General features: G+C 58.4%; 25 protein-coding genes and 1 pseudogene. 12 read left to right on the top strand and 14 right to left on the bottom strand.

The genetic code is table 11. The features are described 5' to 3' along the window. The first annotated feature begins 135 nt into the window (after positions 1-135). Positions 136-2,097, top strand: a complete 1,962-nt coding sequence (locus ACZ1HJ_RS08605; RefSeq protein WP_472721883.1) for a 4Fe-4S dicluster domain-containing protein — start codon at positions 136-138, stop codon at positions 2,095-2,097. On the opposite strand, the gene ACZ1HJ_RS08600 is transcribed toward ACZ1HJ_RS08605, so the two are convergent. Next, entirely contained in the window at positions 2,091-2,927 is an 837-nt protein-coding gene (locus ACZ1HJ_RS08600; protein ID WP_472721882.1) for a hypothetical protein, read from the bottom strand. The two genes, ACZ1HJ_RS08605 and ACZ1HJ_RS08600, sit on opposite strands and share 7 nt — an antisense overlap. On the opposite strand from ACZ1HJ_RS08600, the gene ACZ1HJ_RS08595 reads away from it, so the two are divergent. Genes ACZ1HJ_RS08595 through ACZ1HJ_RS08580 form a run of 4 tightly spaced genes read left to right on the top strand, consistent with a single transcriptional unit; the run spans position 2,902 to position 5,350 of the window. Then, positions 2,902-3,096, top strand: a complete 195-nt coding sequence (locus ACZ1HJ_RS08595; RefSeq protein WP_472721881.1) for a DUF6494 family protein — start codon at positions 2,902-2,904, stop codon at positions 3,094-3,096. The genes ACZ1HJ_RS08600 and ACZ1HJ_RS08595 overlap by 26 nt on opposite strands. A 1-nt stretch (position 3,097) precedes the next feature. Continuing rightward, positions 3,098-4,159 (top strand): Mrp/NBP35 family ATP-binding protein, encoded by a 1,062-nt coding sequence (locus ACZ1HJ_RS08590; protein WP_472721880.1) that lies wholly within the window; start codon positions 3,098-3,100, stop codon positions 4,157-4,159. 22 nt (positions 4,160-4,181) lie between these two features. Next, positions 4,182-4,859 carry a biotin/lipoate--protein ligase family protein gene (locus ACZ1HJ_RS08585; protein ID WP_472721879.1) on the top strand — a complete coding sequence of 226 codons (678 nt, stop codon included), beginning with the start codon at positions 4,182-4,184 and terminating at the stop codon, positions 4,857-4,859. An 11-nt stretch (positions 4,860-4,870) separates the two neighbouring features. Next, the gene (locus tag ACZ1HJ_RS08580) at positions 4,871-5,350 is read left to right on the top strand and encodes a DUF6505 family protein (RefSeq protein ID WP_472722186.1); all 480 of its coding nucleotides are present in this window, start codon (positions 4,871-4,873) and stop codon (positions 5,348-5,350) included. A gap of 9 nt (positions 5,351-5,359) precedes the next feature. Here ACZ1HJ_RS08580 and ACZ1HJ_RS08575 read toward each other — a convergent pair whose 3' ends face one another. Then, complete coding sequence (locus tag ACZ1HJ_RS08575) at positions 5,360-6,130, bottom strand: sulfite exporter TauE/SafE family protein (RefSeq protein WP_472721878.1); 771 nt, start codon at positions 6,128-6,130, stop codon at positions 5,360-5,362. Between the two features lie 145 nt (positions 6,131-6,275). Here ACZ1HJ_RS08575 and ACZ1HJ_RS08570 point away from each other — a divergent pair, with 145 nt between their 5' ends. After that, a complete protein-coding gene (locus ACZ1HJ_RS08570) occupies positions 6,276-7,961 on the top strand; it encodes an acyl-CoA dehydrogenase family protein (RefSeq protein WP_472721877.1) in 1,686 nt (561 codons plus the stop codon). Between the two features lie 3 nt (positions 7,962-7,964). Here ACZ1HJ_RS08570 and ACZ1HJ_RS08565 read toward each other — a convergent pair whose 3' ends face one another. Beyond that, positions 7,965-8,933: an SLAC1 anion channel family protein gene (locus ACZ1HJ_RS08565; RefSeq protein ID WP_472721876.1), complete on the bottom strand. Its 969-nt coding sequence runs from the start codon at positions 8,931-8,933 to the stop codon at positions 7,965-7,967. Next, positions 8,930-9,631, bottom strand: coding sequence for a fumarylacetoacetate hydrolase family protein (locus ACZ1HJ_RS08560; protein ID WP_472721875.1), 702 nt, complete (start codon positions 9,629-9,631; stop codon positions 8,930-8,932). Before ACZ1HJ_RS08560 ends, ACZ1HJ_RS08565 begins: the two co-directional genes overlap by 4 nt. Positions 9,632-9,742: 111 nt before the next feature. Here ACZ1HJ_RS08560 and ACZ1HJ_RS08555 point away from each other — a divergent pair. The 3 genes and pseudogenes from ACZ1HJ_RS08555 (at position 9,743) to ACZ1HJ_RS08545 (ending at position 11,453) form a co-directional block, all read left to right on the top strand. Continuing rightward, positions 9,743-10,437, top strand: a pseudogene (locus ACZ1HJ_RS08555) (DUF1045 domain-containing protein). A gap of 93 nt (positions 10,438-10,530) precedes the next feature. Continuing rightward, positions 10,531-11,055, top strand: a complete 525-nt coding sequence (locus tag ACZ1HJ_RS08550; RefSeq protein ID WP_472721874.1) for a TetR family transcriptional regulator — start codon at positions 10,531-10,533, stop codon at positions 11,053-11,055. Next, positions 11,052-11,453 (top strand): META domain-containing protein, encoded by a 402-nt coding sequence (locus tag ACZ1HJ_RS08545; protein WP_472721873.1) that lies wholly within the window; start codon positions 11,052-11,054, stop codon positions 11,451-11,453. The genes ACZ1HJ_RS08550 and ACZ1HJ_RS08545 overlap by 4 nt, the downstream gene beginning before the upstream one ends. Positions 11,454-11,467: 14 nt before the next feature. Here the strand turns inward: ACZ1HJ_RS08545 and recO are convergent, their stop codons facing one another. The 4 genes from recO to ACZ1HJ_RS08525 form a co-directional block, all read right to left on the bottom strand. After that, complete coding sequence (gene recO, locus ACZ1HJ_RS08540) at positions 11,468-12,205, bottom strand: DNA repair protein RecO (protein WP_472721872.1); 738 nt, start codon at positions 12,203-12,205, stop codon at positions 11,468-11,470. 61 nt (positions 12,206-12,266) lie between these two features. Continuing rightward, positions 12,267-13,199, bottom strand: coding sequence for a sterol desaturase family protein (locus ACZ1HJ_RS08535; RefSeq protein ID WP_472722185.1), 933 nt, complete (start codon positions 13,197-13,199; stop codon positions 12,267-12,269). Between the two features lie 5 nt (positions 13,200-13,204). Continuing rightward, a complete protein-coding gene (locus tag ACZ1HJ_RS08530) occupies positions 13,205-13,597 on the bottom strand; it encodes a hypothetical protein (RefSeq protein WP_472721871.1) in 393 nt (130 codons plus the stop codon). Positions 13,598-13,670: 73 nt separating this feature from the next. Beyond that, on the bottom strand, positions 13,671-14,237 hold the full coding sequence (locus tag ACZ1HJ_RS08525; protein ID WP_472721870.1) for a YqgE/AlgH family protein: 567 nt from the start codon (positions 14,235-14,237) through the stop codon (positions 13,671-13,673). A gap of 151 nt (positions 14,238-14,388) precedes the next feature. Here ACZ1HJ_RS08525 and ACZ1HJ_RS08520 point away from each other — a divergent pair, with 151 nt between their 5' ends. Next, the gene (locus tag ACZ1HJ_RS08520; protein WP_472721869.1) at positions 14,389-15,186 is read left to right on the top strand and encodes a protein-disulfide reductase DsbD domain-containing protein; all 798 of its coding nucleotides are present in this window, start codon (positions 14,389-14,391) and stop codon (positions 15,184-15,186) included. On the opposite strand, the gene ACZ1HJ_RS08515 is transcribed toward ACZ1HJ_RS08520, so the two are convergent. The 6 genes from ACZ1HJ_RS08515 to ACZ1HJ_RS08490 form a co-directional block, all read right to left on the bottom strand. Then, positions 15,165-18,572 (bottom strand): efflux RND transporter permease subunit, encoded by a 3,408-nt coding sequence (locus tag ACZ1HJ_RS08515; RefSeq protein ID WP_472721868.1) that lies wholly within the window; start codon positions 18,570-18,572, stop codon positions 15,165-15,167. The two genes, ACZ1HJ_RS08520 and ACZ1HJ_RS08515, sit on opposite strands and share 22 nt — an antisense overlap. 3 nt (positions 18,573-18,575) lie before the next feature. Further along, on the bottom strand, positions 18,576-20,033 hold the full coding sequence (locus tag ACZ1HJ_RS08510) for an efflux RND transporter periplasmic adaptor subunit (protein WP_472721867.1): 1,458 nt from the start codon (positions 20,031-20,033) through the stop codon (positions 18,576-18,578). Positions 20,034-20,127: 94 nt separating this feature from the next. Further along, positions 20,128-20,670, bottom strand: a complete 543-nt coding sequence (gene moaB / locus ACZ1HJ_RS08505) for a molybdenum cofactor biosynthesis protein B (protein WP_472721866.1) — start codon at positions 20,668-20,670, stop codon at positions 20,128-20,130. Between the two features lie 3 nt (positions 20,671-20,673). Further along, positions 20,674-21,294: a LysE family translocator gene (locus ACZ1HJ_RS08500; RefSeq protein WP_472721865.1), complete on the bottom strand. Its 621-nt coding sequence runs from the start codon at positions 21,292-21,294 to the stop codon at positions 20,674-20,676. Between the two features lies 1 nt (position 21,295). After that, a complete protein-coding gene (locus tag ACZ1HJ_RS08495) occupies positions 21,296-21,889 on the bottom strand; it encodes a metallophosphoesterase family protein (protein ID WP_472721864.1) in 594 nt (197 codons plus the stop codon). Further along, positions 21,886-22,671, bottom strand: coding sequence for a uracil-DNA glycosylase (locus ACZ1HJ_RS08490; protein WP_472721863.1), 786 nt, complete (start codon positions 22,669-22,671; stop codon positions 21,886-21,888). The genes ACZ1HJ_RS08495 and ACZ1HJ_RS08490 overlap by 4 nt, the downstream gene beginning before the upstream one ends. Positions 22,672-22,784: 113 nt before the next feature. On the opposite strand from ACZ1HJ_RS08490, the gene ACZ1HJ_RS08485 reads away from it, so the two are divergent. Next, the gene (locus ACZ1HJ_RS08485) at positions 22,785-23,735 is read left to right on the top strand and encodes an aspartate carbamoyltransferase catalytic subunit (RefSeq protein WP_472721862.1); all 951 of its coding nucleotides are present in this window, start codon (positions 22,785-22,787) and stop codon (positions 23,733-23,735) included. Then, the gene (locus ACZ1HJ_RS08480; RefSeq protein WP_472721861.1) at positions 23,732-24,250 is read left to right on the top strand and encodes a hypothetical protein; all 519 of its coding nucleotides are present in this window, start codon (positions 23,732-23,734) and stop codon (positions 24,248-24,250) included. The genes ACZ1HJ_RS08485 and ACZ1HJ_RS08480 overlap by 4 nt, the downstream gene beginning before the upstream one ends. Positions 24,251-24,253 lie beyond the last annotated feature (3 nt).

The following is a 24,253-nucleotide window of genomic DNA, read 5'->3' as shown; positions in this document are numbered from 1 at the left end:
AGGAATAATTTGGCAGAATTTACGCTCTGACCGGACAGTAAATCGTGTTTACGGCAGGGAAGAATCATGCCTACTCTTGCGCCGCAAACTGGACAAATCACGCGCCAAATCGAGCCGCATACAGACAGGAATTTCATGGCTAAGCAATTGATTCTATGCGACTGTTCTGGGAGTCAGAACTTGGACAAGGATGCCCTTGAGGCCGCCACCGGTCTTTCCTGCTCCAAGGTCCATACTGCCTTGTGCACGCGCCAGATCGACGCGGCGCATGCGGCAATTGCCACCGGTGATGCGTTGATTTGTTGCCGTCAGGAGGCGCGGGTTTTTCAAGAGCTTGCCGACGAACTTGAGCAGCCCGAACCGCCCCTGATTGATCTGCGTGATCGTGCCGGATGGAGCGCGGATGACGCGTCAAAACTACCCAAAATGGCCGCTCTGGTGGCAGAGGCGACGCTGTCGGACCCCGGCGAAAAAACCGTGGATGTCGTATCAGAAGGTCTGTGTCTTATAATCGGAGCGGCGGACACGGCCCTGGCCGCCGCAGAAAAGCTGCAGGACATGCTCAGCGTGACGGTGCTTCTGACGGATAGCACCAGCGAGCCGCCAGAAGCGCGCGGATTTGATGTGGTCCGCGGCAAGCTTAAACGTGCCACCGGTGCCTTCGGTGGCTTTGAGCTTGCGATTGATGCATTGCAACAGATTGACCCCACAGGGCGCGGTGCATTGAGCTGGACCAACCCTCGTGATGGGGGCCAAACGGGCTGCGATGTAATTTTGGACCTGACAGGTGATGCGCCCCTTTTCCCAGCGCCCGAAAAACGCGAAGGCTACCTGCGCGCTGATCCCGGCAGCTTGCCCGCCGTGGCGGATGCAATCCTTTCGGCCAGCCAACTGATCGGCACGTTCGAAAAGCCACTTTATGTCGCGCTCGAACCCCTGATTTGCGCCCATTCCCGGGCCGAACAAAACGGATGTAGCCGGTGTCTGAACGTATGCCCAACGGGGGCGATCATATCCGCCGGGGAACACGTGGATATCGACCCGATGATCTGCGCGGGTTGCGGGGCATGTTCGGCGCTTTGTCCTTCCGGCGCCATCACCTATGACGCTCCGGCGCCCGATCTCGTGTTCCGGCGGATCGAAACGCTGGCCTCGGCCTATCGCAAGGCCGGTGGCACACATCCGCGTCTGTTGGTGCATGATGCGCAGCATGGTGCCGAGATGATCCGCCTGGCCGCCAGGTTTGATCGCGGCCTGCCCGCAAATGTCATTCCACTAGAGGTATCTGCACTGGCGGGCTTTGGCCATGCGGAAATCCTCGCTGCGTTGGCCTCTGGCTTTGGCGACGTGCTTATTCTTTTGTCGCCTAAAACAGAACGGGACGCATTGAACCACGAGGTACCGCTCGCCCGCGCCATCGGTGGCGAGGATCGCGTCACTGTTCTGGATTTCGAGGATCCGGCGATGTTGAGCGAAAACCTGTTTGATTTTCCGGGGCCGTCAGCACCCGACGTCGCGCCAATCCTGCCGATGGGCAACCGCCGTCAAGTGGCCCGGCTGGCCGCCAAAACCCTCAACCCGGACACAGAGGCACTTGCCCTGCCGCAGGACGCGCCTTACGGCGCTGTGCTCGTCGATACGGACGCCTGCACCCTGTGCCTGTCATGCGTGTCTCTGTGCCCCTCCGGTGCCTTGAACGAAAACCCCGATATGCCGCAGCTTCTGTTTCAGGAAGACGCCTGTTTGCAATGCGGCCTGTGCGCCAACATCTGCCCGGAAGACGCGATCACTTATGAGCCGCGCCTGAACCTTTCCGATGAGGCGCTCACGCAAACCGTACTGAATGAAGAAGAGCCCTTTGCGTGTATCGAATGCGGCGCGCTATTCGGCGTGAAATCCACCGTCGAAAAGATCATCGAAAAGCTGGCCGGAAAACATTCGATGTTTGCCACGAACGACGCGGCCAAGATGATCCAGATGTGCGACAATTGCCGCGTCAACGCGCAGTTTCATTCAGAAAACAATCCGTTTGAAGACAAACCACGTCCCAAAACGCGCACCACCGAAGACTATTTCAGCAAGCGTCGGGATCACTGATGCTGAATAGGCGCCCCGAGGTCCACAGGTTGCAACTGGTTCACATAGGCCAGAATAGCATCAAGATCATCCAGGGTGATTTCAACCGGGACGATAGGCGACGGGCGGTCGATGGGAAACGGGTCTGTCACGTCGGCAACCTGCGTGAAGGCCGGGTGCGGATTGAGGGCATAAAAGGCCTGAAACCGGCTTTCCCAGTCGGCCATCGTCCGCAGCACATGGAACGACGGCGACGAGCCAATCGCGTTCATGCGATTATCGTCGCTGACAACATGGCAGCGTCCGCAATGTACAAGCGACAGTTTAGCGCCGACTTCCGCGTCGCCTTCGAACACCGATGCCACTTCAACGCTTTCCTCTTCGACCGGCAGGCTAAAGGGCTGCGCCCCATCCACATTGTAACTGGTCAGGGTGCGCTCTCCAATGTCGGAAGTCAGCCAATCTGCAAATCGCACTGCCCCGGGGTGGCCGGTATCAACGGTCATGTACCAGGTCGCACCCGCACCGGCAAAAACCGGTGTGCCGGTCGGCTCGGGCGACAACGATATCTCAGCCGCGCCATCAACAACCGTGACCTTGATCTGTGTCTTGAGCGAAAAACGCGGCAACAGGTATTTCAGCAGACCACTTTCGACCAGAGCTGTGGGTGCGTTCAGGCGAATGTCACGGTCGCCCGCGCTGGCCGCAATGGGCAAAAGCAGGATGGCGATGAAGAGGTAAATCAAATTTCGCATGGCCCAAGGGTAGGAAAACCGGGACCATTGCGTCAATAATCTTGGCAACACACCACAAAGGACGGCAAAAATGAGCGACGATTTCAATATGTCCATGCGCAAATTCCTCAAACAGGTCGGCGTAACTTCGCAGCAGGCCATCGAGGACGGTTTGCGCACTGCTGGCAGCACCGCAGGGCAGGAATATCAGGCCAAAATGGTGCTGACCATCGAAGGTCTGGATGTTGAACATGTGGTAACCGGCACGATCAAAGGGCAAGACTGACGTGAGCATTACCCGTGAAAGCGTGCTGGACGCGCTGAAAGCCATCCAAGACCCCGTCAGTGGCGGCGACATCGTGTCGTCCGGCGTCATGCGCGGGCTGAATGTTGACGCAAGCACAGTCCGGTTTGTGTTGGAAATCGACCCATCAAAGGCAGATGCGTACGGTCCGGCTCGCGATGCTGCCGAGGCTGCGGTCAAGGCGCTCGGAGCCGCCGAAGTGAGCGCGGTGCTGACCGGCCATTCCGCCAAGGCGCCGCCGGACCTGAAGCCCCAACGCGCAGCTGAACCGCAAGGCCCACAGCAAGTCCCTGGCGTCGATCACCTGATCGCAATCGCCAGTGGCAAGGGTGGGGTCGGTAAATCGACGATCTCTTCAAATCTGGCCTGCGCATTGGCCGCCGAAGGACGCCGTGTCGGCCTGTTGGACGCGGATGTTTATGGCCCGTCTCAGCCACGGATGCTGGGTGTTTCCGGGCGCCCCGCAAGCCCGGATGGCAAAACCATTCTGCCAATGCGCAACCATGGCGTGACCATGATGTCGATTGGCCTGATGACCAATGAAGGGCAGGCCGTCGTGTGGCGCGGCCCGATGCTAATGGGAGCGCTGCAGCAGATGCTTATGCAAGTCCAATGGGGCGCGCTGGATTGCCTGTTGGTGGATCTGCCTCCGGGGACAGGCGACGTTCAGATGACCCTTGCGCAAAAGGCACAGGTGGATGGAGCAATCGTGGTCAGCACACCGCAGGATGTGGCATTGCTTGATGCCCGAAAAGGCATCGACATGTTCAACCAGTTGAACGTACCGGTGCTGGGCATGATCGAAAATATGTCGACCCATATCTGTTCCAACTGCGGCCATGAGGAACATGTCTTTGGGCATGGCGGCGTTGCGGCCGAGGCGCAGAAACTGAATGTCCCGTTGCTGGCCGAAATCCCGCTTCATCTGGACATCCGGTTGGCGTCGGACGGCGGCGCGCCGATTGTGGTCAGCCAGCCAGACAGCCCTCAGGCCCAAGCGTTCCGCGACGTGGCACGCAAGCTGATCGACCAAGGGGTGGCATGACAGGACCGACTTTTCCCCCTTGATGTCCGGTCAGGCCGCCACAGGCGGCACTGACCCGTTTGACAAAGCCTGTGCCATGGCCGCCCTTGGATGTGACGCGGGGTTGATCGTTCATAACGTGACAGCCAATCGGTTGTTGGCCGCCATGGTCATGGCCCCTGAGGTGCCGCTGGAAGATGCGATGGCCATGTTGCCAACCTGCGGCGTTGGATTTCAAAACGCTCTGGGCGCCTTGGCCCCACCCGAAGTGGCCGTGCATCTGGATTGGGATGGTGGCATTAGGATCAATGGCGCATCCTGTGGCAATATGCGCGTGGCCGCGGGCGGTACTGACCCAGATCAAGAGCCCGGATGGCTGGTCGTTGGACTGGACGTGCCTTTTATGCAGACGTCCGAAAGCCCGGGCGACACGCCGGATCAGACAGCGCTCTATGACGAAGGCTGCGCCGATGTCGATGCAACGAGCCTTCTGGAAAGCTGGGCGCGCCACACCTTGGTGGGGATCGCCCGATGGGAAACCGACGGTTCCGCCCCTTTGCATGCGGAGTGGCGCGGATTGGCCCATGGTATAGGCGAAGACATCACACACGGTGACATCACCGGAAGCTGGCTTGGGGTGGATGAGCGGTTTGGCATGCTGATCCGCGACAAGGACACAACCCATCTCATTCCGCTTTCAACTATTCTGGAGACTGCCTGATGACGTCCGATCTGAAGCTGGCCCGCGCGATCCATTTCGATGAAAGCGACATGAACGTGTATCACTCCCCGGCGCGGACTGGAGAATGGTGCATTTCGGGCGGGTTCGAGTTCTCCAACTGGACCGAAGCGGACCTGACCGGCAAGCCGCGTCAGGCTTTTGCCAATGGCTGGTTGGGATGCGAAACCTTTGGCCGTGTGACCTTTGTGGCGATCACGCAGGTCGAACAGATTGAATTTGACGCGCTGTCAATCGCGCTGGCCGAGCATTTTGTGCAGATATACGGCGCCCCCGATGTGGCCAGCGCCCTGCCCGTGGCCGTGGAAGAGCTGAACCATATGGCGGAGCTTTGCGAAGACCACGACCCCAACACCCTGCTCACCGTGCTGCGTGAGTTGACCGACGCCGGGGTCAAGGAAACGTTCCGCGTAATCGAGGCGCAGGATGCCGGACTGGAACAGTTCGCCATCCACGGCGATCTGGAAGAATAACCGGCGGCGTCAGCCAAACATGCCGCGGCGGATCAGGTTCAACCCACCGATCAGCAGAACAGCCATGATTGCCTTGCGGAACGTCTCCTGTGCAATCCTGTCCTGAATCTGGAAGCCGATCGCCATCCCCAAAAGCGCCGTGGGTGCCAGCACCAGCGACAGAGGCAGGGTTTCGGCGCGCAATACGCCCGAGCCCAGATGGCCCACGACCAATGCCAGCGCACCAAGGCAATAAACGACACCTTGAATGCGCACATGTTCCTTCTTTTCGACCTCAAGCGCGGTGAGCATCGCCACCGTCGGCGGCCCCCAGATGCCTGAAACACCACCCATCAACCCGGCAGCGCCGCCAAAAGCACTCTGAAGTCGCGGTCCCGGATGGCCGTCGATGCGCGGCTGAATGCCCAGGATCTGCAGGCCGACAAAAACGGTGACAAGGCTACCGAGCACAAGCAAAAGCGTGTCGCCCGGCAATATCGGCACCAATTGCGTGCTGCACATCATCACGACGAATCCGACGATAAGGAAAACCTTGAACTTCGTGACTGAGGTGATGGCCGCCTTTATGCCATGGCGCCCGGCCTGCCATCCGTTGGTGAAAAGCGTGGGCAAGATCATACCGGCAATCGCAACTTCTGCCGTGGTGACCGATCCCAGGCCCGATATCATCACTGTCGGCAGGGCAAATCCAACGACACCTTTGATCATCCCGGCCAAAAGGCTGATGCAAAAGGCAAAAATCAGAACGCCTACAGACTCGATGCCGAAAAACAATTCCATGGGCCCCTTTTAGCAGCTTGACTTCGCGCTGCACCGCAATATCTCGCTACGTAATTTTGCGTCAAAATGCAGCAGCAAAAGGCATTAATGTTGCGCTGCACCTGCAAAGTGACTAGGAAAGCGGCAACGGAAAAGGATATGATTCATGGCGCATGACGGGCAGGATTTGGCAATGGCTAATTCGGTAATTCTCGATGATCTTCTGACGCTTACCGGTGCGGCAATTGCCCCGGCTGAGGCAGTTTTGCAGATCGCAAAGGACAAACTGAGCGAACAGGTCGTGGTTGATGGCCGCGTTTCGGGCGGCGCCATCGAGACGCATCAATGCGCCGCTCATGGGCTGGCTTGGCTTGCGACATATGTCGAATCTCTGCGTCAGATGCAGAATTGGGCGACACGTCTGAACAACGAGGGCAAGTTTGGGGAAACAGACCAGCTGATCCTGCAAATCGCGTTTGGCGAATACCTCCATCACATTGCAGGTGGCATCCCGATGAACCAGGGCGAGATTGTTCGCCTGCAGGAAATGGGACTTGGTTGGGACGCGCTGAGCAGCTTCCAATGCGCCGAAGTGCAAACGCTGATGGCCAAAGGGAACACCCAGGACGCACGCATGCGTCTGGTGGAACTCATGCAAGAGCGCAGTGCCGAGATCACCGTGGGCACCAGCGGCCTCGATGAAGAGTTGGAAATGATCCGAGAGCAATTCCGCCGCTTTTCTGTCGACAAGGTCGAGCCCTACGCACATGACTGGCACCTCAAAGACGAGCTGATCCCGATGGAAATCATCGAGGAACTTGCGGAAATGGGCGTGTTCGGCCTGACCATTCCTGAAGAGCATGGCGGATTTGGCCTCTCCAAGGCATCGATGGTTGTGGTCAGCGAAGAGCTGAGCCGTGGATATATTGGCGTGGGGTCGTTGGGCACGCGTAGCGAAATCGCGGCCGAGCTGATTATCTGTGGCGGCACCGATGAGCAAAAGGCGCATTGGCTGCCCAAGTTGGCAAGCGCTGAAATCCTACCCACCGCCGTGTTCACCGAACCCAACACAGGCTCGGATCTGGGCAGCTTGCGCACCCGCGCGGTCAAGGATGGTGATGATTACCGGATCACCGGCAACAAGACCTGGATCACCCACGCCGCTCGGACACAAGTGATGACCCTGCTGGCACGCACAAACCCGGACAGCAAAGACCATCGTGGCCTCAGCATGTTCCTGGCCGAGAAAACGCCCGGCACCGATGAGCATCCGTTCCCAACGGAAGGCATGAGCGGCGGCGAGATCGAAGTTCTGGGCTATCGCGGTATGAAAGAATACGAGCTGGGCTTTGATAACTTCCACGTCAAAGGTGAAAACCTTTTGGGCGGCGAAGAGGGCAAGGGCTTCAAACAGCTTATGGAAACCTTCGAGTCTGCCCGTATTCAGACTGCGGCACGCGCTGTCGGCGTGGCGCAATCGGCGCTGGATGTCTCGATGCAATATGCCATCGACCGCAAACAGTTCGGCAAGTCGTTGATCGAATTCCCCCGTGTGGCCAGCAAGTTGGCAATGATGGCGGTTGAGATCATGATCGCGCGTCAGCTGACCTATTTCAGCGCATGGGAAAAGGATCATGGCCATCGCTGTGACCTCGAGGCGGGCATGGCCAAGCTGCTTGGCGCCCGCGTGGCGTGGGCCGCAGCGGACAACGGTCTGCAGATTCATGGCGGCAACGGCTTTGCCATGGAATACAAAATCAGCCGCATCCTGTGTGACGCGCGTATCCTGAACATTTTCGAGGGTGCCGCCGAAATCCAGGCGCAGGTGATTACCCGTCGACTTTTGGGCTAAGGCCTAATCGGGCTGAAACGCCGATCCGGTGCGCACCTCTGCGTAGGTGCGCACCAGCAATCCGGCAATGATGACCATCAATCCTGCCAGCAACGCCAGCCCTATCAGCATGTGGGGCGTTGATCCCGTTTGGTCCGCGTAGATGAAGCTGGCAACCGTGATCCCTGCAAACGGAAATGACAGGGCCCAAAAGCTCAGCGAAAACGGAATTCTCAAGAGCCGCGGCATCTGGACCGCGACGATCAGCGTAAAGAGATAGGCGACGTTCAGAAGGACGCGTGCAAAGGCATCGACCTCTCCGGTCATCAATACCCATGACACAAATCCAACGGCCGGAGGCGCAATCAGGATCACCAGCGTGGGTTGCAGCCGTTCCGGCAAAGGATCGTGAAAAATCAACCGGTTCATCACCAGGCTCAGAAGCACGCCCCAAAACAACAAGCCGATGGACAAAAAGAACCAGCTGATTTCGACATATCCCAAGGGCATTCCGGCGAACGGTACCATGACATTGCCCACGACAGGAATGAACCATGCCGGCGTCAGGTGGCCATGTTGAAACGCGCGTTTGCCGATCCAGCCGCTGATCACGGCAAGGGTCAACACCGCCTGCGCTGGCGTCGCCACCAACCAGATCATGTGTGCAACGGCGGGTGATACGTTCATCAAGGCTGCCGAAATCAACAGGACCGATATCGAAATTGACGGAAAGAACGCCAATTTCACCGGGTGCTGCCATTCATCAAGCACGGCCTGCCGACACCTGAGAATTTTCGACAGATACGTGGCCGAAATCAGCAGAAAGAGAGCCAGTGTTAGCCCCAAAACCAACCCAGACAATAGGCCGGTGAGACCCAGTGCGGCCTCTGCTGCCCCCAACGACAACGCCAATCCACATGTCCCCATGACAATCGTGAACATCGACACGGGGAAGAATTCCAGCCAGTCATGTTGCGTGGCCGTATCTGTCATTCCGATGGGCCAATTGAAAGCGACACGGCGGACAAACCATCTATCCTGCCGTTCAACGTATCACCGGGTTCAACCGGGCCGACACCCGCAGGCGTGCCAGTGTAAATCAAATCGCCGGGCAGAAGGTGATAAAAGCCCGACAAATGCGCGATGATTTCAGGAACTGACCAGACCATGTCAGACAGGGCAGCACTTTGAACAGGTGTCCCGTTCTTCTCCAACTGAATCTTTTGTCCTGCAATCCCGCCGAATTGCGACGCGGGTGACAAAGGTGCCAGCACCGCAGCATTTTCGAAATCTTTGCCCAAATCCCAAGGGCGACGTTTCTCCTTGGCGGCACCCTGCAGGTCACGGCGCGTCAGATCTATGCCACAACCATAGCCCCACACCGCATTCATTGCCTTCGCTTTGCCAATCTGAAAAGCAGGGGCGCCAATGCCCACGACAAATTCCATTTCATAGTGGCAATCATTTGTACCAGGTGGATAAGGAATGGTCGCACCGGATGCGCAGAGCGCATGGCTGGACTTGGTGAAATAAAATGGCGCTTCACGATCAACCTCGTTGCCCATTTCGGCGGCGTGTGCAGCATAATTTCGACCGACACAGAATATCCGGCGGACGGGAAATTTGAGGTCGCTGCCCTGAATGGAGGCAAGCGGCGTGTCAGGCACGGAAAAGATGGTTTTATCTGCCACGCTGGCCCCCAAGTCTTGGTTGTTGGCCCCTTATGCGATCTCAATGCGGGCCTGTCAAAACACGTGGTCGCGACTGTGGCATTGACCCTGAATTTACCCTAGACAATCGATATGGAATTCTCGCGCTACGCCATTTTCTTCACGCCATCTGCCAGCCCTCTGGCCGCTTTCGGCGCCTCTTGGTTGGGCTGGGATGCCGGGACTGGAATAGAGCCTGCGCCACCTGAATTTGGCCCCTTGCCCATACCGCTGTCGGACATCACGGAAACCCCCGCAAATACGGTTTTCACGGTACGATAAAAGCGCCTTTTCATCTGGCAGAAGGGGTATCGTTCACGGCGCTACGCACCAGTTTCGAACAGTTTTGTGCGGAACACGCACCGGTGTCCTTGGCCGGTTTGGAATTGGCACAGCTTGGCCGTTTTTTAGCGCTGGTACCGCAAGGCGACAAGACGGCGTTGAACCATCTGGCCAGCCGTACGGTAATCGCACTGGACGGGTTTCGCGCGCCACTCAGTGCTGCGGCTTTGGCACGCAGACGAAAGGCCGGCCTCAGCGCCGAGCAGGACGCGTTGCTGGTTGAATGGGGTTACCCCTATGTAATGCAGGAATTTCGTTTCCATCTGACATTGACCGGCAAGTTACCCAAGGCGCAGGCAACGGCACTACACGCCACGCTGGCCCCTGCTCTCGACCCGTTGCTGCCCACACCGTTTGAGATCGATGCCCTGAGCTTGATGGGAGAGAGCACACAAGACGGCAGGTTCCGTTTGATCACCCAAATTCCGCTTACCGGCACCGGCTAGTCGGGCAAGATCGCGCCACTTCCAAATAGTCCCCTTGTGGAGCGCAATACGCCAGCGTATGCACCCGTTATGGTCCGGACAACATCAAAGCGATTGACGAAATCAGACTGGCTGCGTGCTGGTATGGATGCGATTGTCAAAGATGGCCCGGACGCTTTGAAGGCTGAGCCTTTGGCAAAGCGGCTTAAGACGACAAAGGGTTCATTTTATTGGCATTTTGCCGATGTACCCGCCTACCACGCGGCGCTACTATCGTCCTGGGAAATACAGGCGAATGTCGAAATGCAGACCGCGATGACCGAAGCGGACACGGCCGTTGGGCGCCTCAGGCGATTGAGCCAAATGATCGCCGGTACCCAAAACGGCACGTCCTTGGATGCGTCGGTCAGGGCCTGGGCGCGGGGAAATAAGGCGGCTGCAAAAAGCGTCGCGCGCATCGATGCCGCACGTCTCGCGTGTTTTCGGGAATTCTTGAGCGAGCTGGACATTGCCAACCCGGAAATGGCGCGCATCATCTATGCCGCGGGCGTCGGGATGCAGGAAATGACCACAACTAAAACGGATGACAATGCGGAGGCCATCGGCTCGCTTGTCGATCTCGTTCTGGCTTTGCGATGACGTTGATCCGAATATCCACCTTAATCGGTGTATTCGTGGCACTGGGCGGCTGTTGGGGGGATGAAACCGTTGCGAATTACGGCGGCGCGGGCGTGCAATGGCGTTTGGTCGAGCTTGACGGAGCCACTTTTGACGCGCGCGCCACACTACAGTTTGGCGAGGGTGGCAAAATCACCGGCCAGGCCCCGTGCAACACCTATTTTGGCACTCAAACTGCGCCCTATCCCTGGTTTGACGTGGGCAACATAGGCGCAACGCGACGCGCCTGCCCCGACCTTCAGCAAGAAACAAGGTTTTTGCAGGCGTTGGAGGATATGACCCTGTCGGAAGTGGCAGGTGTCACGTTGATCCTGAGCAATGATGACGGGCGCGAAATGATATTCAAATCAGGCCTTTAAACGCATGCCGCGCTTCAGTCGTCCTCTATGCCTTTGCGAAACCGGTCAACAAAACGTTGTCGGGCCTCGGGCAGAGGTTTGTTGCCCAATTCATGCGCCAGCTGGTTGCGCAGAAAGTGACCCGTGACATCGAACCCTTGCGAAATTTCCTGATCCGGCGCGGGGCCATGCCCCAACAGGCACGCGGGGAGGGCCAGCAAGCGGTCCGCCCATTCTCCGGCCCCGGCGCGGGACACGGCGCGCCCGGTCCGCGGCGACACAAAGCTGAGATCGTTTGCCGCTGATCCCATCACCGCGCAGGCGGACAGATCAAGGCCAAAGCCTAACGCATCCAACAGCGCCAGTTCCCATTGCAGATAGGCCAGCGGCCAAAGATCAACCTGCTCCAACAGGTCCAACAGTGCCTCGGTCCGGTCGTAGAGCGAGGGGTGCGTTTCACGCTCCGGCAGGGAAAACAGCAAAAGCGACGTGACCGCATTCAAGCCCGCCAGCGACAACCGGTCCTGCATCGAAGCCGCCGCCCGGGAGCGCAGCAGCTCGGGTTGAAATGTTCCGATATGGTCCTCGAGCCGGGCGCGCCATGCCAGATCGAGCTGTGCGCCGGGCTGCAATATCGGCGCCATTTTACGCGACGTGCCGCCTCGAACTACCCCCGCATGCCGGCCATGTTGGGGCGTAAAAACCTCGATGATGGCCGAGGTTTCCCCATGTGCCCGGCTGGACAACAATATGCCCTGATCGCGCCACTCCATCCGCGTTCCCTGCCCTGTTCAGAGGCCATAGGACATCATAATGCCGGTGCTGCCAAGGGCACTAATGGCGCGCCCGGTCAAAGCCCGGTGTACCCGCATCTTCGGGGTGCTCCGCAAGATGCCGGCGCTTTATCTGTTCGGATGTCTCGCGGGTACCATCATGGCTCCATCCGGGCGGGGCCAGCGCATACATCACACGGTCGCGCCAGCGCAGCCCCGGTTGTCCAATGTCCCGAATGATGCCAACCCATTCATGAAAGGCCACGCGGATCGGGTTAAACGTGCCCAGATTGCGCACAAGGCCGTAGTCAACCTTTTCCGCCTCGAGCTCTGGCACGAATGTTCCGAACATCTTGTCCCAGATGATGAAAACACCCGCGTAATTGGCATCCAGATAGCGCGGATTACGACCGTGGTGCACACGGTGGTGGCTCGGCGTGTTCATCACCGCCTCGAACCAGCGCGGCATCCGGCCAATGGCTTCGGTGTGGATCCAAAACTGATAGATCAGGTTCAGGCCCCCGCAGAAGAGTACCATCGCCGGGTGAAATCCCAATAGGATCAGAGGCGCCCGTATGATCATCATGAAGGTAAACGTGCCTGTCCAGGTCTGTCGCAGCGCGGTTGTCAGATTGTAGTGCTGGCTGGAGTGGTGATTGACGTGGCTGGCCCAGACCCACCGTACGCGGTGACCAAACCGATGCACCCAATAATAGCGCAGGTCATCCAGCACAAAACACAGCACCACAACCCAGAGCGATGTTCCCAGATCAATTGGCGTGATGGCCCATAATGCCATGAAAAACCAATACGCAATGAAGCCGAGCAGCAAAGAAGACGTCACATTACCCGCGCCCATGATCAGCGATGTCAGCGCATCGCGGGTTTCATATCGACCGCCTTTGCCTTTGATCACGATCCACACCAATTCTGCCAATATGGCCGCAATGAAAAACGGGACGGCCCAATGGGTGACTTCCGGATAGACCAACATGTCTGTCACGCTGAGCCCTCCAAAAAGTGGTCCCAGGCAAGCCTGTCCGCAGTGTTGAGCACCAGATCCACCCGCGGCGCGGTATAGTCATCCAGTGCGATCCGAACCCCGCTGGTGGTCGACGCAATATCAACCGCGTTCACATGCCGGGCCGTGGTATCCGCGCCCATCGCCCACACAATACCGCGCCCCCATCGGCCCTCTACCAACGCGGCGGTCTGGTTTTCGCACCGGATGATCCGATCCGGCAGGTCTTGGGGAAATTCGCGCAGCCATGCGGCTCGGACCTTGGCGTCGCTGTCCAGCCGTGCGCGCGCCGAAAAACCAAGCACATGCAACAGCGCCGCGATCCCCGCAATACCGACAATTACCATGGGCAACAGAATGCTAAGTGGCATGGTCCCTCCCTACCCGGCAGTGTAGCGGATCAGAGGGTGGCCGTGTCAAAGGTGGCGTTACGTCACGCGCCGTTCAGGCGTGACCGGCATCCGCGGACAAGGCCAACGGATTGACACCCAGTGTCTGCAACGCGGCCTCCCATTTTGAAACATCAGTTGTATTGAACACCAGATCCACGTTGGCCTCGCAGGTCAGCCAGCCATTTTGGGCAATCTCACCCTCCAATTGCCCCGCACCCCATCCCGCATATCCAAGGGCAACCACCGCCTGCCCCGGGCCACGGCCTTCGGCCATATCCTCAAGCACATCCATCGTGGCCGTCATCGCGAAATCATCATTCACGTTCAGCGTGGAAATGGCCGAATGATACCCGTATTCGTGCAACACAAATCCTCGCCCATGCTCGACCGGGCCACCAAAATGCACCGGCAGATCACGGGTGTCAGGCCCGTTGGTGATGGAAAGCTGCTCCAGCAAATCCCGCAAGGACAGATCACTTGTCGGCTTGTTGATCACCAGCCCCATCGCCCCTTCGGCCGAATGGGCGCACATAAACACGACGGAGTGAGCAAACCGAGGGTCCATCATACCCGGCATTGCGATCAACAACTTGCCTGTCAGGTCTATGTCTTGGGTCAATTAGTGGCTCCTAGAAACGGCCCTATCCTGTTGGCTAGCCCTGAGAATGGGTGTGTATCGGGCCAGTTGCAAGCGTGTGATGGGTGCCACACACCGATTTCTCGCCGGAAAGTGAGTTGGCATTTCAATTCGGATGACCCATTTCAGAGTGATGATCAGATTCGTTTGCGCTTTGTTTCTCTCCACTGCCACCCTCGCCTCGGCACAGGATGGGGGCGATATTCTGGATGCTGACATCCTGACCGGGTGGCAGCGGGCGGATGGAAAACACGTGGCTGCCCTCAAGATTTCGCTGAATGACGGGTGGAAAACCTATTGGCGCGCGCCCGGGGATGCGGGCATCCCGCCGCATTTCGCATGGAACGGATCGCGCAATCTGGCGGGGGTAGCTATTTCATGGCCCACGCCACAGCAAATCCCGCAGGGTGGCGCGATGACATTGGGGTATGAAAACACCCTCACATTGCCTTTGACCCTGACGCCCGCCAAACCGGGCAAACCCATGAAGCTAGCAGGCGAAATCACCATCGGCGTCTGCAAGGATGTCTGCGTTCCTCTGACACTCAACGTGGCGCAAGATCTGCCCTTGGGTCAGACAAAACCTGATCCGCAAATCGTGGCCGCGTTGGCCAATCGTCCATTCACCGCCCGTGAGGCCAGGGTGGGACATGTGGCATGCCAAATATCACCCTTGACCGACGGGCTGCAATTGCGGGCAGAAGTCGACGTGCCGAACACGGGCGGGCGCGAACTCGCGGTGATCGAAACCGACAATCCGCAAATCTGGGTGGCCGGGACAAAGACCAAACGGCAGGGGAAACGATTGATCGCGACAACCGAGCTTTACCATGTTGAAGGACGGAGTTTTGCGCTCAACCGTTCCGGTCTGCGCATTACGGTTCTGGGCAAGAACCATGCGGTTGATATTCAGGGCTGTCCGGCCGGCTGAGCGCGTCTGGTCCAGTAAAGAATGGCCATCACTGCGTAGAGTAGAACCACCAAAAGCGCTGAGCCCGCGATAAACATCAATAATGCGGCGGGTAGCGGGGGCATTGATGCACTTGCGGGCCAAACCTGAGTCAGCAGGTTTGGTAGAGCCCCATTCAGCATGGTCAGGCCCATCGTTGCACCCAGCCATGCCACAAGAGCGACAACACCAAAGATCATGGCGGCCTGAATACCCCGGTCGGGAAAGCGCAAACCGTGGCGCAGTGCTGTGAACTTTCGACCCACGTCGCGCTGCATCGCCAGCAAGGCGGGTACGACGATCAGCACCATCACCATGCCAAACGCCAGACCATAGACCAACGTGATCACCGTGGGCTTGATGAATTGCGCCTGTTGTGAGCGCTCAAAGAGCAGCGGCATAAGACCCAGAACCGTGGTCAGCGTGGTCAACAGCACCGGCCGCAACCGATCCGCCGCGCCATCAATGATCGATGGAATGAGACCGCGATCCTTGGCGTATTCGTCAATCGTCGTCACCAGCACAATGGAATCGTTGATGATAATCCCTGTCATGCCCAACAATCCAACGACCGAGAACATGCTCAGCGGCACATCCCACTGGTGATGGCCGTAGATCGTTCCCACCAGGCCAAATGGAATGATTGCCATGACCACCAGCGGACGGGTCCAACTGGAGAACACCCATGCCAAAACCAGATAGATGCCGGTCAGGGTCAACGTCAGACCCAATCGCGCATCTTTCAGGAAGTCATCTTCTTGTTCACTCAGGCCGGAAAGTTGCCATTCGACTTGAAGGTCACTGGCGATTTTCGGAAGAATTTCGGTCTCAAGTGCTTGCATGACGGCTTCGGCGCGGGCGGGATCGTCTTCAGAAATATCGCCCGTCACGTTGATCAACCGGATCCCGTTCTCGCGCCGCACGGTCGAAAAGCCATTGCGCCGCTCGACGCTCACAATATCCGCAAGCGGAACATACGTGCCTTCTGGCGTGCGCAGCTGCATCCGTTCCATGAAATCGGCGGTTAATTCCCCTTCGGGCAGTTCAACCCGGATTTCGGCACTGCGCGGCCCAAGCGGATAGGTTGCCGCCTCGATCCCGTTCAGCCGGTTGCGCAGAACCCGGCCCAGACTGTCGATGGTAAATCCAAGAGCGTTGCCCTGTGGCGTCAACTCCAAGATCAACTCTTCTTTGTCGTAGGCCAGATTGTCCTGAACTGCGGTCACTTCGGGAAACGGCAAAAGGGCGTCTTTCAAAGCCTCGGCCGCGGCCTTGAGATCATCCGCGGTGGCCCCAAAAAACTCGACATCCAGCGCATCACCACCGGGGCCGGATCGCCATCCCTTGAAACTGACGGTCTCAACGAGCGGATGATGGCGCACGCGCTCCTGCAAATCCGCCGCAAAGGCAAAGCTGGAATAGCTGCGCAAATCCGCATCGATCAACTCAATCGCAATGCCGCCAAGGTGATCAGGGTCCTTGGTATCCGCCCCTGCCAGCCCATACCCCGCATTCCCGCCCACCTGCGCCATCACGAAATCAAGCGGGTTTGTGCCGTGTTTTTCGGCGTATTCGGCGCCGAGTTCATCCGTTGCACGTTGCATTTCGCGCATCATTTCGAGCGTATCGGCCCGCGTGGCCCCCGGCGCCATGGCAAAATTACCGGTCACACTGCCGCGTTCTGGTGCATTGAAGAAACGCCATTTTACATCGCCACCGATGAACAAAACCATCTGGCTGGCCAAAACTACGAGGATCAGGGCAAAAACCGGATACCGGGCCCACACAACACCGGCCATGAATGGGCGAAACAGACGCTCACGCACCCAAACGAACCCGGCGTTGACGGTCCGACTGGGCCAGTCATACCAATTGCGGTCGCCAGACTGACGCAGGGCATGCGCCATGTGGTTGGGCAGGATCAGGAAGCATTCCATCAGACTGGCCAGCAACACGGCAATCACCGTAAAGGGGATGTCAACAATCAAATCCCCAAACCGTCCGCCCACGACCGTCAGGCCGAAAAAGGCGATCAGCGTCGTCAATGTGGCGGCAAAAACCGGCAGCGCCATGCGCTGAGCGGCGCGTTCTGCCGCCACAACCGGGGCTTCCCCGTATTTTCGAACGCGCGCATCGGCATGTTCGCCGACCACGATCGCGTCATCAACCACGATCCCAAGCGTGATAATCAGCGCAAAAAGCGAGATCATATTGATCGTCAATCCGCCGATATACATCAATGCGATGGCCGCCAACATGGCGACAGGTATGCCCGCAGCCACCCAAAAGGCCGTGCGCGCATTGAGGAAGAGAAAGAGCAGGCCGACTACCAACGCCAATCCGGTCAGTCCGTTTTCCAACAGCATGTTCAACCGGCTTGAAATGCGCTCGGACCTTGTACGGATCAGCTTGACCTCAACCCCTTCAGGCAGGGATTCCGCCATTTCCCGCGCCACATCTTCGACAAATCCCTGGATTTCGATTGCGTCACCCTTGGCGGACCGGTCCACCCGGATCGACATTGCAGGGGCATCACCCACAAAGTAGCTGCGCTTATGGGCTATACCTTCGACCCTGACGGTGGCGACATCACCCACGGTCAGTTTTGAACCATCCGGGTTGGAGCGCAGAATAATGGCCGCCAACTGATCAGGGTCGCGTTTTTCCACGCCGGTTCGCACCCGTGTATTGGCCCCGGTTACATCGCCCGCAGGGTCCGCATCGACTTCACCCGCTACGGCGGTGGCAATCTCAGCAAAGGTCACATCATGCGCGATCAGGTTGGCAGACGGCACCTCAATAATCGTTTCGGGCGCTGAGACACCACGGACGGTTGTTCGTGTCACACCCGCATCAAAGAGCCGGACCACCAGTTCATCGGCCAATAGGCCCAGTTGTTCCGTGCCCACAGGCCCGGTGATCACGATGTCGGTGACACGGTCGCGCCATGCGCCACGCCTGACTTCGGGCTCATCGATATCCTCGGGTAGCGTTGTCGTCAGATCAATCGCCGTCTGGACGTCATCCGCGGCCCGACCCATGTCCCAACCCGGTTCGAATTCGAGCATGACGCTGGCATTGCCTTCTCGGCTGGTAGCCTCGCTGCTGGTCACACCTTCGACGGCCAGCAATGCCGGTTCCAGAACCTGAACCACCGCCGCGTCTACGTCTTCGGCGCCCGCACCTTCCCAGACGACGGAAACCGTAACGTTGTCTACGATCACATCAGGAAAAAATTGCGCACGCATTTTGGGAAGGGCGGCCATGCCCAAAACGATCAGTACCACCAGAAGCAGGTTAGCGGCTGTTTTGTGCCGGGTGAAATAGGACAGAAGCCCGCCGGCCGCGGTTGGAATTTCGCGGGCCACGGCCTAGCCCCCCATGCGGCCTTCCAGCCGCTCGACCATTGTCGCCGGAACGCGGGGTTCGGCCAGTTGACCCAAAAGCCGTGTCTTCACAGCTTCGGGCATGTCCTGGCTGCTTTCAACGAAGGCCACGAGCCGCGCCCGCCGGTCTTCGCTCAGCTCAAGCATTTCGCTCGCGGTGGGCATGGTTTCCGCGTTTTGCCGCAGAGGTCGAACCTTGATCCCTGATCCCAGCAGAGGCGAGCGTTGGCTGACAATTTCCCGGCCGTCGACGCCGTCGCTTCGCACCAGAATGTCGTCGCCCTGTCGGCGCAGAAGCGTTACGGGAATGGCTTCCAGGCGGTCCTCTCCGACAAGCGCCAATACGCTGCCATCCGGGCCCAGAGACGACGCCGGCAGGCGCACAACATTGTCCAATTGCGGTTCTTCGATCGTTACCGTGACAAAATCACCCGGCTTCATACCGTTCGATTGCGTTAGCCTCGCAAAGATAAGACGCCCGGTCTGCCCCTCGCCGACAACCGCGCTTTGGCGGTTGATGACACCTTCGGCTTCCAAGTCGATCCCAAAGACATCAAGGGTCACGGTTACCGGTGCTCGGAGCAACAGACCTTCGTCATTCAAAAGGCGAAGATATTGCGGCGTCGACACCCGAAACGCGACCTCCAGTTTGTCGCCATCAACCAGATTTGCCAGCTGTTCATTGGCGGTAACAAGACCCCCCTGAACCACAGACACATCGCTGAGTGTGCCGGCGAATCCGGCAGTGATGCGGGTTTCGTTCAAGCGCCGCTGCGCCTCGGCCTGCGCAATCTCCGCGCGGGACAGACGTGTCGCGGCTTGATCCACCCGGGCTTCGGCCTGCGCCAGCGCCTGTCGGCTGCCCAGAACGGCTTGACGTGCCTGTGCGGCGGCCAGTTCGGCATTCTCGACAGCAGCCGCTGTACCCACGCCACGCTCTTCGAGATCAAGTTGGCGGCGATACGCACGGGCGCGCAGTTCAGCTTGCTCTTGGGCGGCGGTCAGTTCGTCACGCGCCAGCGTCAATGCCCGGTCAGCTTCGCGGCCTTCATCGCGTGCGTCGAGCAGATCACTGGCCGCCCTGTCCAGGGTGGATTGTGCATCTGCCGGATCAACGCGGGCCAAAAGCTGTCCTGCGGCCACCCGGCCCCCTTCCACGAAATCCTCGGCCAGCTCAACCAGCGTGCCGCCCCATTTTGAACGGATTTCCAGCGTGCGACGGCTGGCAATTTCGCCAAAGGCAGTCAAAACGGGCGTGACGTCTTGCTCAATCGCGGTGACGACGTTGACGGCAAACACGCGCTCGCGGCGTTCCGGCACGTCGGGTTCACTGGCCAGACGTTCCTGCACGGCACTGAAAATTGAATAGCCCGCATAGCTCAACAGACCCAATGTCAGAGACAAAAGGAACAATCCGGTCAGGCTGTGACGCAAAAACCGCATAAACTCAAACCCTTGCTTATACCCGGTGGGTACTGGCTCAATGTAATCCTAACACCGAAAATGCCAAGCTTTTAGGGTTTTACGGCCATCGCAGTCATTTCCGGCGTTGATGTTCGTCCAGACGTGGCATGATCTCCACAAAATTGCAGGGTCTGTGCCGAAAATCGAGCTGGAACTGCAAAATTTCGTCCCACGCGTCCTTGCAGGCCCCCGGACTTCCGGGCAGCGCAAAAAGATACGTGCCCCCCGCGACCCCGGCCGTGGCGCGCGATTGAACCGCAGATGTGCCGATTTTTTTCATGCTGACATGGGTAAAAACCGTCCCAAACGCATCGATTTCCTTTTCGTAGACGTCCCGGTGGGCCTCAACAGTGACATCGCGCCCGGTCAGACCCGTGCCACCGGTCGAAATCACCGCATCCACGGCATCATCAGCAATCCAGATACGCAGTTGTTCAGAAATCTCCGCACGCTCATCACGAATGATTTGCCGGTCTGCGACGGCATGTCCTGCGGCCTCAATGCGGTCAACCAAGACCTGCCCAGAGCGATCATCCGCCATGTCGCGGCTGTCGCTGACGGTCAACACGGCAATGCGGATCGCAATGAATTCCCTGTTCTCATCAATACGCGACATGTTTCACACCCTTTCCAATACGGCCAAACGGGCAGCCAATGCTGCAAAAATCCCGGCGGAAATCCATCCCAGCCAACGGGTAAATCTGGGGCCAGTCAATTTTTGTCCCACGGTTCCCGCAAACACGCCCACACCGCCATTTATCAGCATGCCACCCACCGCAAGGACAAGGCCAAAGATCAGAAACTGGCCCAGAATGCTGCCGTTTTGCGGATCCACAAATTGGGGGAGGAACGCCAGGACAAAGAGGATCACTTTGGGATTGAGCAGATTGACGATCATGCCATCAAAGAATGCCTTGCCAACGCCCGTGGACGGAACCTTGATATGTTGGACCGGAGCGGCGCGAAGTGCCCCCCAGGCCAGATACAGCAGATAGGCCACACCCACCCATCGGATCACATCGAAGAGCCACGGCATTGCCGCCACGGCCGTTCCAAGACCCAATCCCGCCAGCATCACATGTACCATGCCCCCGGTCGAAATCCCGGCACTGGCGGCTACCGCTGCCTTTGGGCCGGAGCGTAAGCCCAGGCCAAGGCAAAACATCATGTCGGCCCCGGGGCTCAGATTTAATGCCAGACCCGCCGGGATGAAGGCCATCAAGGTCCAGAAATCCACCATGTCAGATGTCAAACCAGTTTGCGGATGGGCCCAGATTGACGACTTTTGTGCGCCCGATTTGGCCGGTTTGCCGCCAGCTGTCATGAATATGACCGCAAACCGCCAATGTCGGTTGGATACGTTCAATGGCTTCCCGGATGGCCGTGGAGCCAACGGACACGCCAGTTGATGTCCGGTCTACAACGCCCTTGGGGGGCGAGTGCACGATCAGCACATCCGCCTTTGAACAACTGGCCAGCATGGCGGCCGCAAGATCCTCGCTGAGATCGCAGGACCAGGCACCAAACGGCGTCACGGGCACGCCGTAGCCTAACCCGAAAAAACGCACGCCGTCGATCTCGACACCATCACCGTGCAAAACGGTCGTGCCCTCATGGGCTGCCTCGCGCAATTCATCGGCGCTCTCGGCATTGCCCGGCACAACCAGCATCGGTTTTTTAATCCCACTAAGCAGGTTCATAGCCTCGGGTAGGTTTTCGCGCATATTGCAAAAGTCACCCGCACCGATGACCACATCTGCAGCACTGCTGACGGCCACCAATGCCTCGGCCCGGCGATGCGCATGGTGCAGGTCGGAAAACGCCAGAATTTTCATGTATCGCCCCGCAACTGCGCCTGTAGCGCCAACAAATCAGCCCACGCCTCACGTTTGGCATGTGGGCTGCGCAACAGGTAAGCCGGGTGGAACATTGGCAAACACGGCGTGCCATAAGCTTGCGTCCAATTGCCCCGAAGCCGCGTGATCCCACGCTTGCCCAAGCCCGCCTGACAGCTGATATTACCCATGAGAACAACCACTTTCGGCTGCACCAAAGCGACATGTCGCTGCACAAATGGCAGCAGCATTGCAATTTCTTCCGGTTTTGGATCCCGGTTTTGCGGTGGTCGCCATGGCAATACGTTGGTGATGTACACGGCCTCTTCGGCATCATCCGCCGCGCGCGACAGATGGATCGCGGCAAGCATCTTGTCCAAAAGCTGTCCCGCGCGGCCCACAAAGGGGCGTCCTTCGCGGTCTTCATCCCGCCCGGGCGCTTCGCCAATGATCATCACCCGCGCCTTGGGATTGCCATCCGCAAAGACCAGATTTCGAGCGCCTCTTTTCAGTTCACAATGATCAAAACGTCCCATTGCCGCGCGCAAAGCATCCAGATCCTGCGCGCCATCGGCCATCAAACGTGCCTCCGCGACCGGATCAGCCTGCGTGACAACGCCGGGTTTGGCGGGATCTGACGCGGGGGCAGTCGGCTTGGCGGTTTGCTTGGCCGGAATTTCATATCGGTTGACAGGCACATCCCCGATCGCCTCGGTCGCCCCGAGTTCGACCTGCCACTCCAACAGAGCCTTCGCCGAATGAAAATCCAATGCCGAATCCATGTCCGCAAATCTAACCCTCCTACGCGGCAGGTAAAGCGGTCATTGGAAACGCCCGCTTGCCCCGCACGGCAACCCTTTCTATAAGCGGGCAGTTTTCAGGATCGGAGCGGCGGATGAGCTTTTCAAAATCCCACCTTCTGGGGATCGAACCCCTCTCGCCCACCGATATTACCGCCATTCTTGATTTGGCGGATCAGTATGTTGATCTGAACCGGCGCGACATCAAACACTCCGATGCGCTGTCAGGTCTGACCCAAATCAATATGTTCTTCGAAAACTCGACACGAACGCAGGCCAGTTTCGAATTGGCGGGTAAGCGTTTGGGTGCCGATGTCATGTCAATGGCGATGCAGGCCAGTTCGATCAAGAAGGGTGAAACTCTGATCGACACGGCGCTGACGCTCAATGCCATGCATCCAGATCTGTTGGTGGTGCGTCATCCGCATTCCGGGGCTGTCGACCTTCTGGCGCAGAAGGTGAATTGCGCCGTGCTCAACGCGGGCGATGGGCGGCACGAACATCCCACACAGGCGCTGCTCGATGCGCTTACGATCCGCCGCGCCAAGGGTCGACTTCACCGCTTGAGCATCGCGATTTGTGGCGACATCGCCCATTCCCGCGTAGCGCGCTCCAACATCATGCTGTTGGGCAAGATGGAGAACCGGGTGCGCTTGGTTGGCCCACCCACATTGATGCCCAGCCAGATCGACGAATTCGGTGTCGAGGTTTTTGACGACATGCGCGAAGGGTTGAAAGATGTGGACGTGGTGATGATGCTCAGGCTGCAACGCGAAAGGATGGATGGCGGCTTTATCCCATCGGAGCGCGAATATTACCACCGCTACGGGCTCGACGCCGACAAGCTCAGCCATGCCAAGGATGATGCCATCGTAATGCACCCCGGACCCATGAACAGGGGTGTCGAGATTGACGGCGAGATTGCTGACGATATCAATCGGAGTGTCATTCAGGAACAGGTTGAAATGGGCGTAGCCGTGCGGATGGCGGCCATGGATCTCTTGGCGCGGAACTTGCGTGCCCGACCCGCGGAGGCCCTTCTATGAGCACGAAGATCGAGATCAAGGCAGGCGAACGGGGTGCTGTGCGCGTATTTGCGACGGGTCTGACCAAGGATGAGGCTGAAACCCTCGATGTCGCCGCCGCATTGGGGGCTGAAACCCTCGATCAAGAACAGGTTGAGCTGTTTGATGTGGCCGACCTGACCGGGTTGGGTCTGACAGGATACCTCGCCGAGGGTTACGGCATACCGAGTGACCAATTGACGGATATGAAGCCTCAGTTGGACGCGATGCAGGGAATGGTTTTGCTGGTGCCTTCGCGGGCACTGGCGGGGGCCGAACAAATCCTGACACCGGGTGCGCCGCTTCGATTGATCGGTACGTTTTTTGAAGAGATTCAACCTGTTAGCTTTGAAAAACTGCCTTCGGATGCCGCTCAGGGCCAGGTCGTTGCCGACACAAAAAACCCACCGTCAAATGCCGCCATTTCGGGCCGGGTCGCAATGATAGCGCTTTTGATTTTGGCCCTTTTGGTTGTGATTATGGTGTGGATTGCATGATGG

It is taken from the genome of Roseovarius sp. JB2-10, assembly GCF_055693585.1.
Note: the sequence above shows the minus strand (reverse complement) of the source record. Positions and strands in the feature narration are given on the sequence as shown.

Excerpts from the sequence above, each read along its gene's own strand:
- ACZ1HJ_RS08605 (WP_472721883.1), top strand. The coding sequence starts at position 136 with ATGGCTAAGCAATTGATTCTATGCGACTGTTCTGGGAGTCAGAACTTG.
- ACZ1HJ_RS08595 (WP_472721881.1), top strand. The coding sequence starts at position 2,902 with ATGAGCGACGATTTCAATATGTCCATGCGCAAATTCCTCAAACAGGTC.
- ACZ1HJ_RS08600 (WP_472721882.1), bottom strand. The coding sequence starts at position 2,927 with ATGGACATATTGAAATCGTCGCTCATTTTTGCCGTCCTTTGTGGTGTG.
- ACZ1HJ_RS08585 (WP_472721879.1), top strand. The coding sequence starts at position 4,182 with ATGTCCGGTCAGGCCGCCACAGGCGGCACTGACCCGTTTGACAAAGCC.
- ACZ1HJ_RS08575 (WP_472721878.1), bottom strand. The coding sequence starts at position 6,130 with ATGGAATTGTTTTTCGGCATCGAGTCTGTAGGCGTTCTGATTTTTGCC.
- ACZ1HJ_RS08570 (WP_472721877.1), top strand. The coding sequence starts at position 6,276 with ATGGCGCATGACGGGCAGGATTTGGCAATGGCTAATTCGGTAATTCTC.
- ACZ1HJ_RS08565 (WP_472721876.1), bottom strand. The coding sequence starts at position 8,933 with ATGACAGATACGGCCACGCAACATGACTGGCTGGAATTCTTCCCCGTG.
- ACZ1HJ_RS08545 (WP_472721873.1), top strand. The coding sequence starts at position 11,052 with ATGACGTTGATCCGAATATCCACCTTAATCGGTGTATTCGTGGCACTG.
- recO (WP_472721872.1), bottom strand. The coding sequence starts at position 12,205 with ATGGAGTGGCGCGATCAGGGCATATTGTTGTCCAGCCGGGCACATGGG.
- ACZ1HJ_RS08535 (WP_472722185.1), bottom strand. The coding sequence starts at position 13,199 with ATGTTGGTCTATCCGGAAGTCACCCATTGGGCCGTCCCGTTTTTCATT.
- ACZ1HJ_RS08530 (WP_472721871.1), bottom strand. The coding sequence starts at position 13,597 with ATGCCACTTAGCATTCTGTTGCCCATGGTAATTGTCGGTATTGCGGGG.
- ACZ1HJ_RS08520 (WP_472721869.1), top strand. The coding sequence starts at position 14,389 with ATGATCAGATTCGTTTGCGCTTTGTTTCTCTCCACTGCCACCCTCGCC.
- ACZ1HJ_RS08510 (WP_472721867.1), bottom strand. The coding sequence starts at position 20,033 with ATGCGGTTTTTGCGTCACAGCCTGACCGGATTGTTCCTTTTGTCTCTG.
- moaB (WP_472721866.1), bottom strand. The coding sequence starts at position 20,670 with ATGTCGCGTATTGATGAGAACAGGGAATTCATTGCGATCCGCATTGCC.
- ACZ1HJ_RS08500 (WP_472721865.1), bottom strand. The coding sequence starts at position 21,294 with ATGGTGGATTTCTGGACCTTGATGGCCTTCATCCCGGCGGGTCTGGCA.
- ACZ1HJ_RS08495 (WP_472721864.1), bottom strand. The coding sequence starts at position 21,889 with ATGAAAATTCTGGCGTTTTCCGACCTGCACCATGCGCATCGCCGGGCC.
- ACZ1HJ_RS08490 (WP_472721863.1), bottom strand. The coding sequence starts at position 22,671 with ATGGATTCGGCATTGGATTTTCATTCGGCGAAGGCTCTGTTGGAGTGG.
- ACZ1HJ_RS08485 (WP_472721862.1), top strand. The coding sequence starts at position 22,785 with ATGAGCTTTTCAAAATCCCACCTTCTGGGGATCGAACCCCTCTCGCCC.
- ACZ1HJ_RS08480 (WP_472721861.1), top strand. The coding sequence starts at position 23,732 with ATGAGCACGAAGATCGAGATCAAGGCAGGCGAACGGGGTGCTGTGCGC.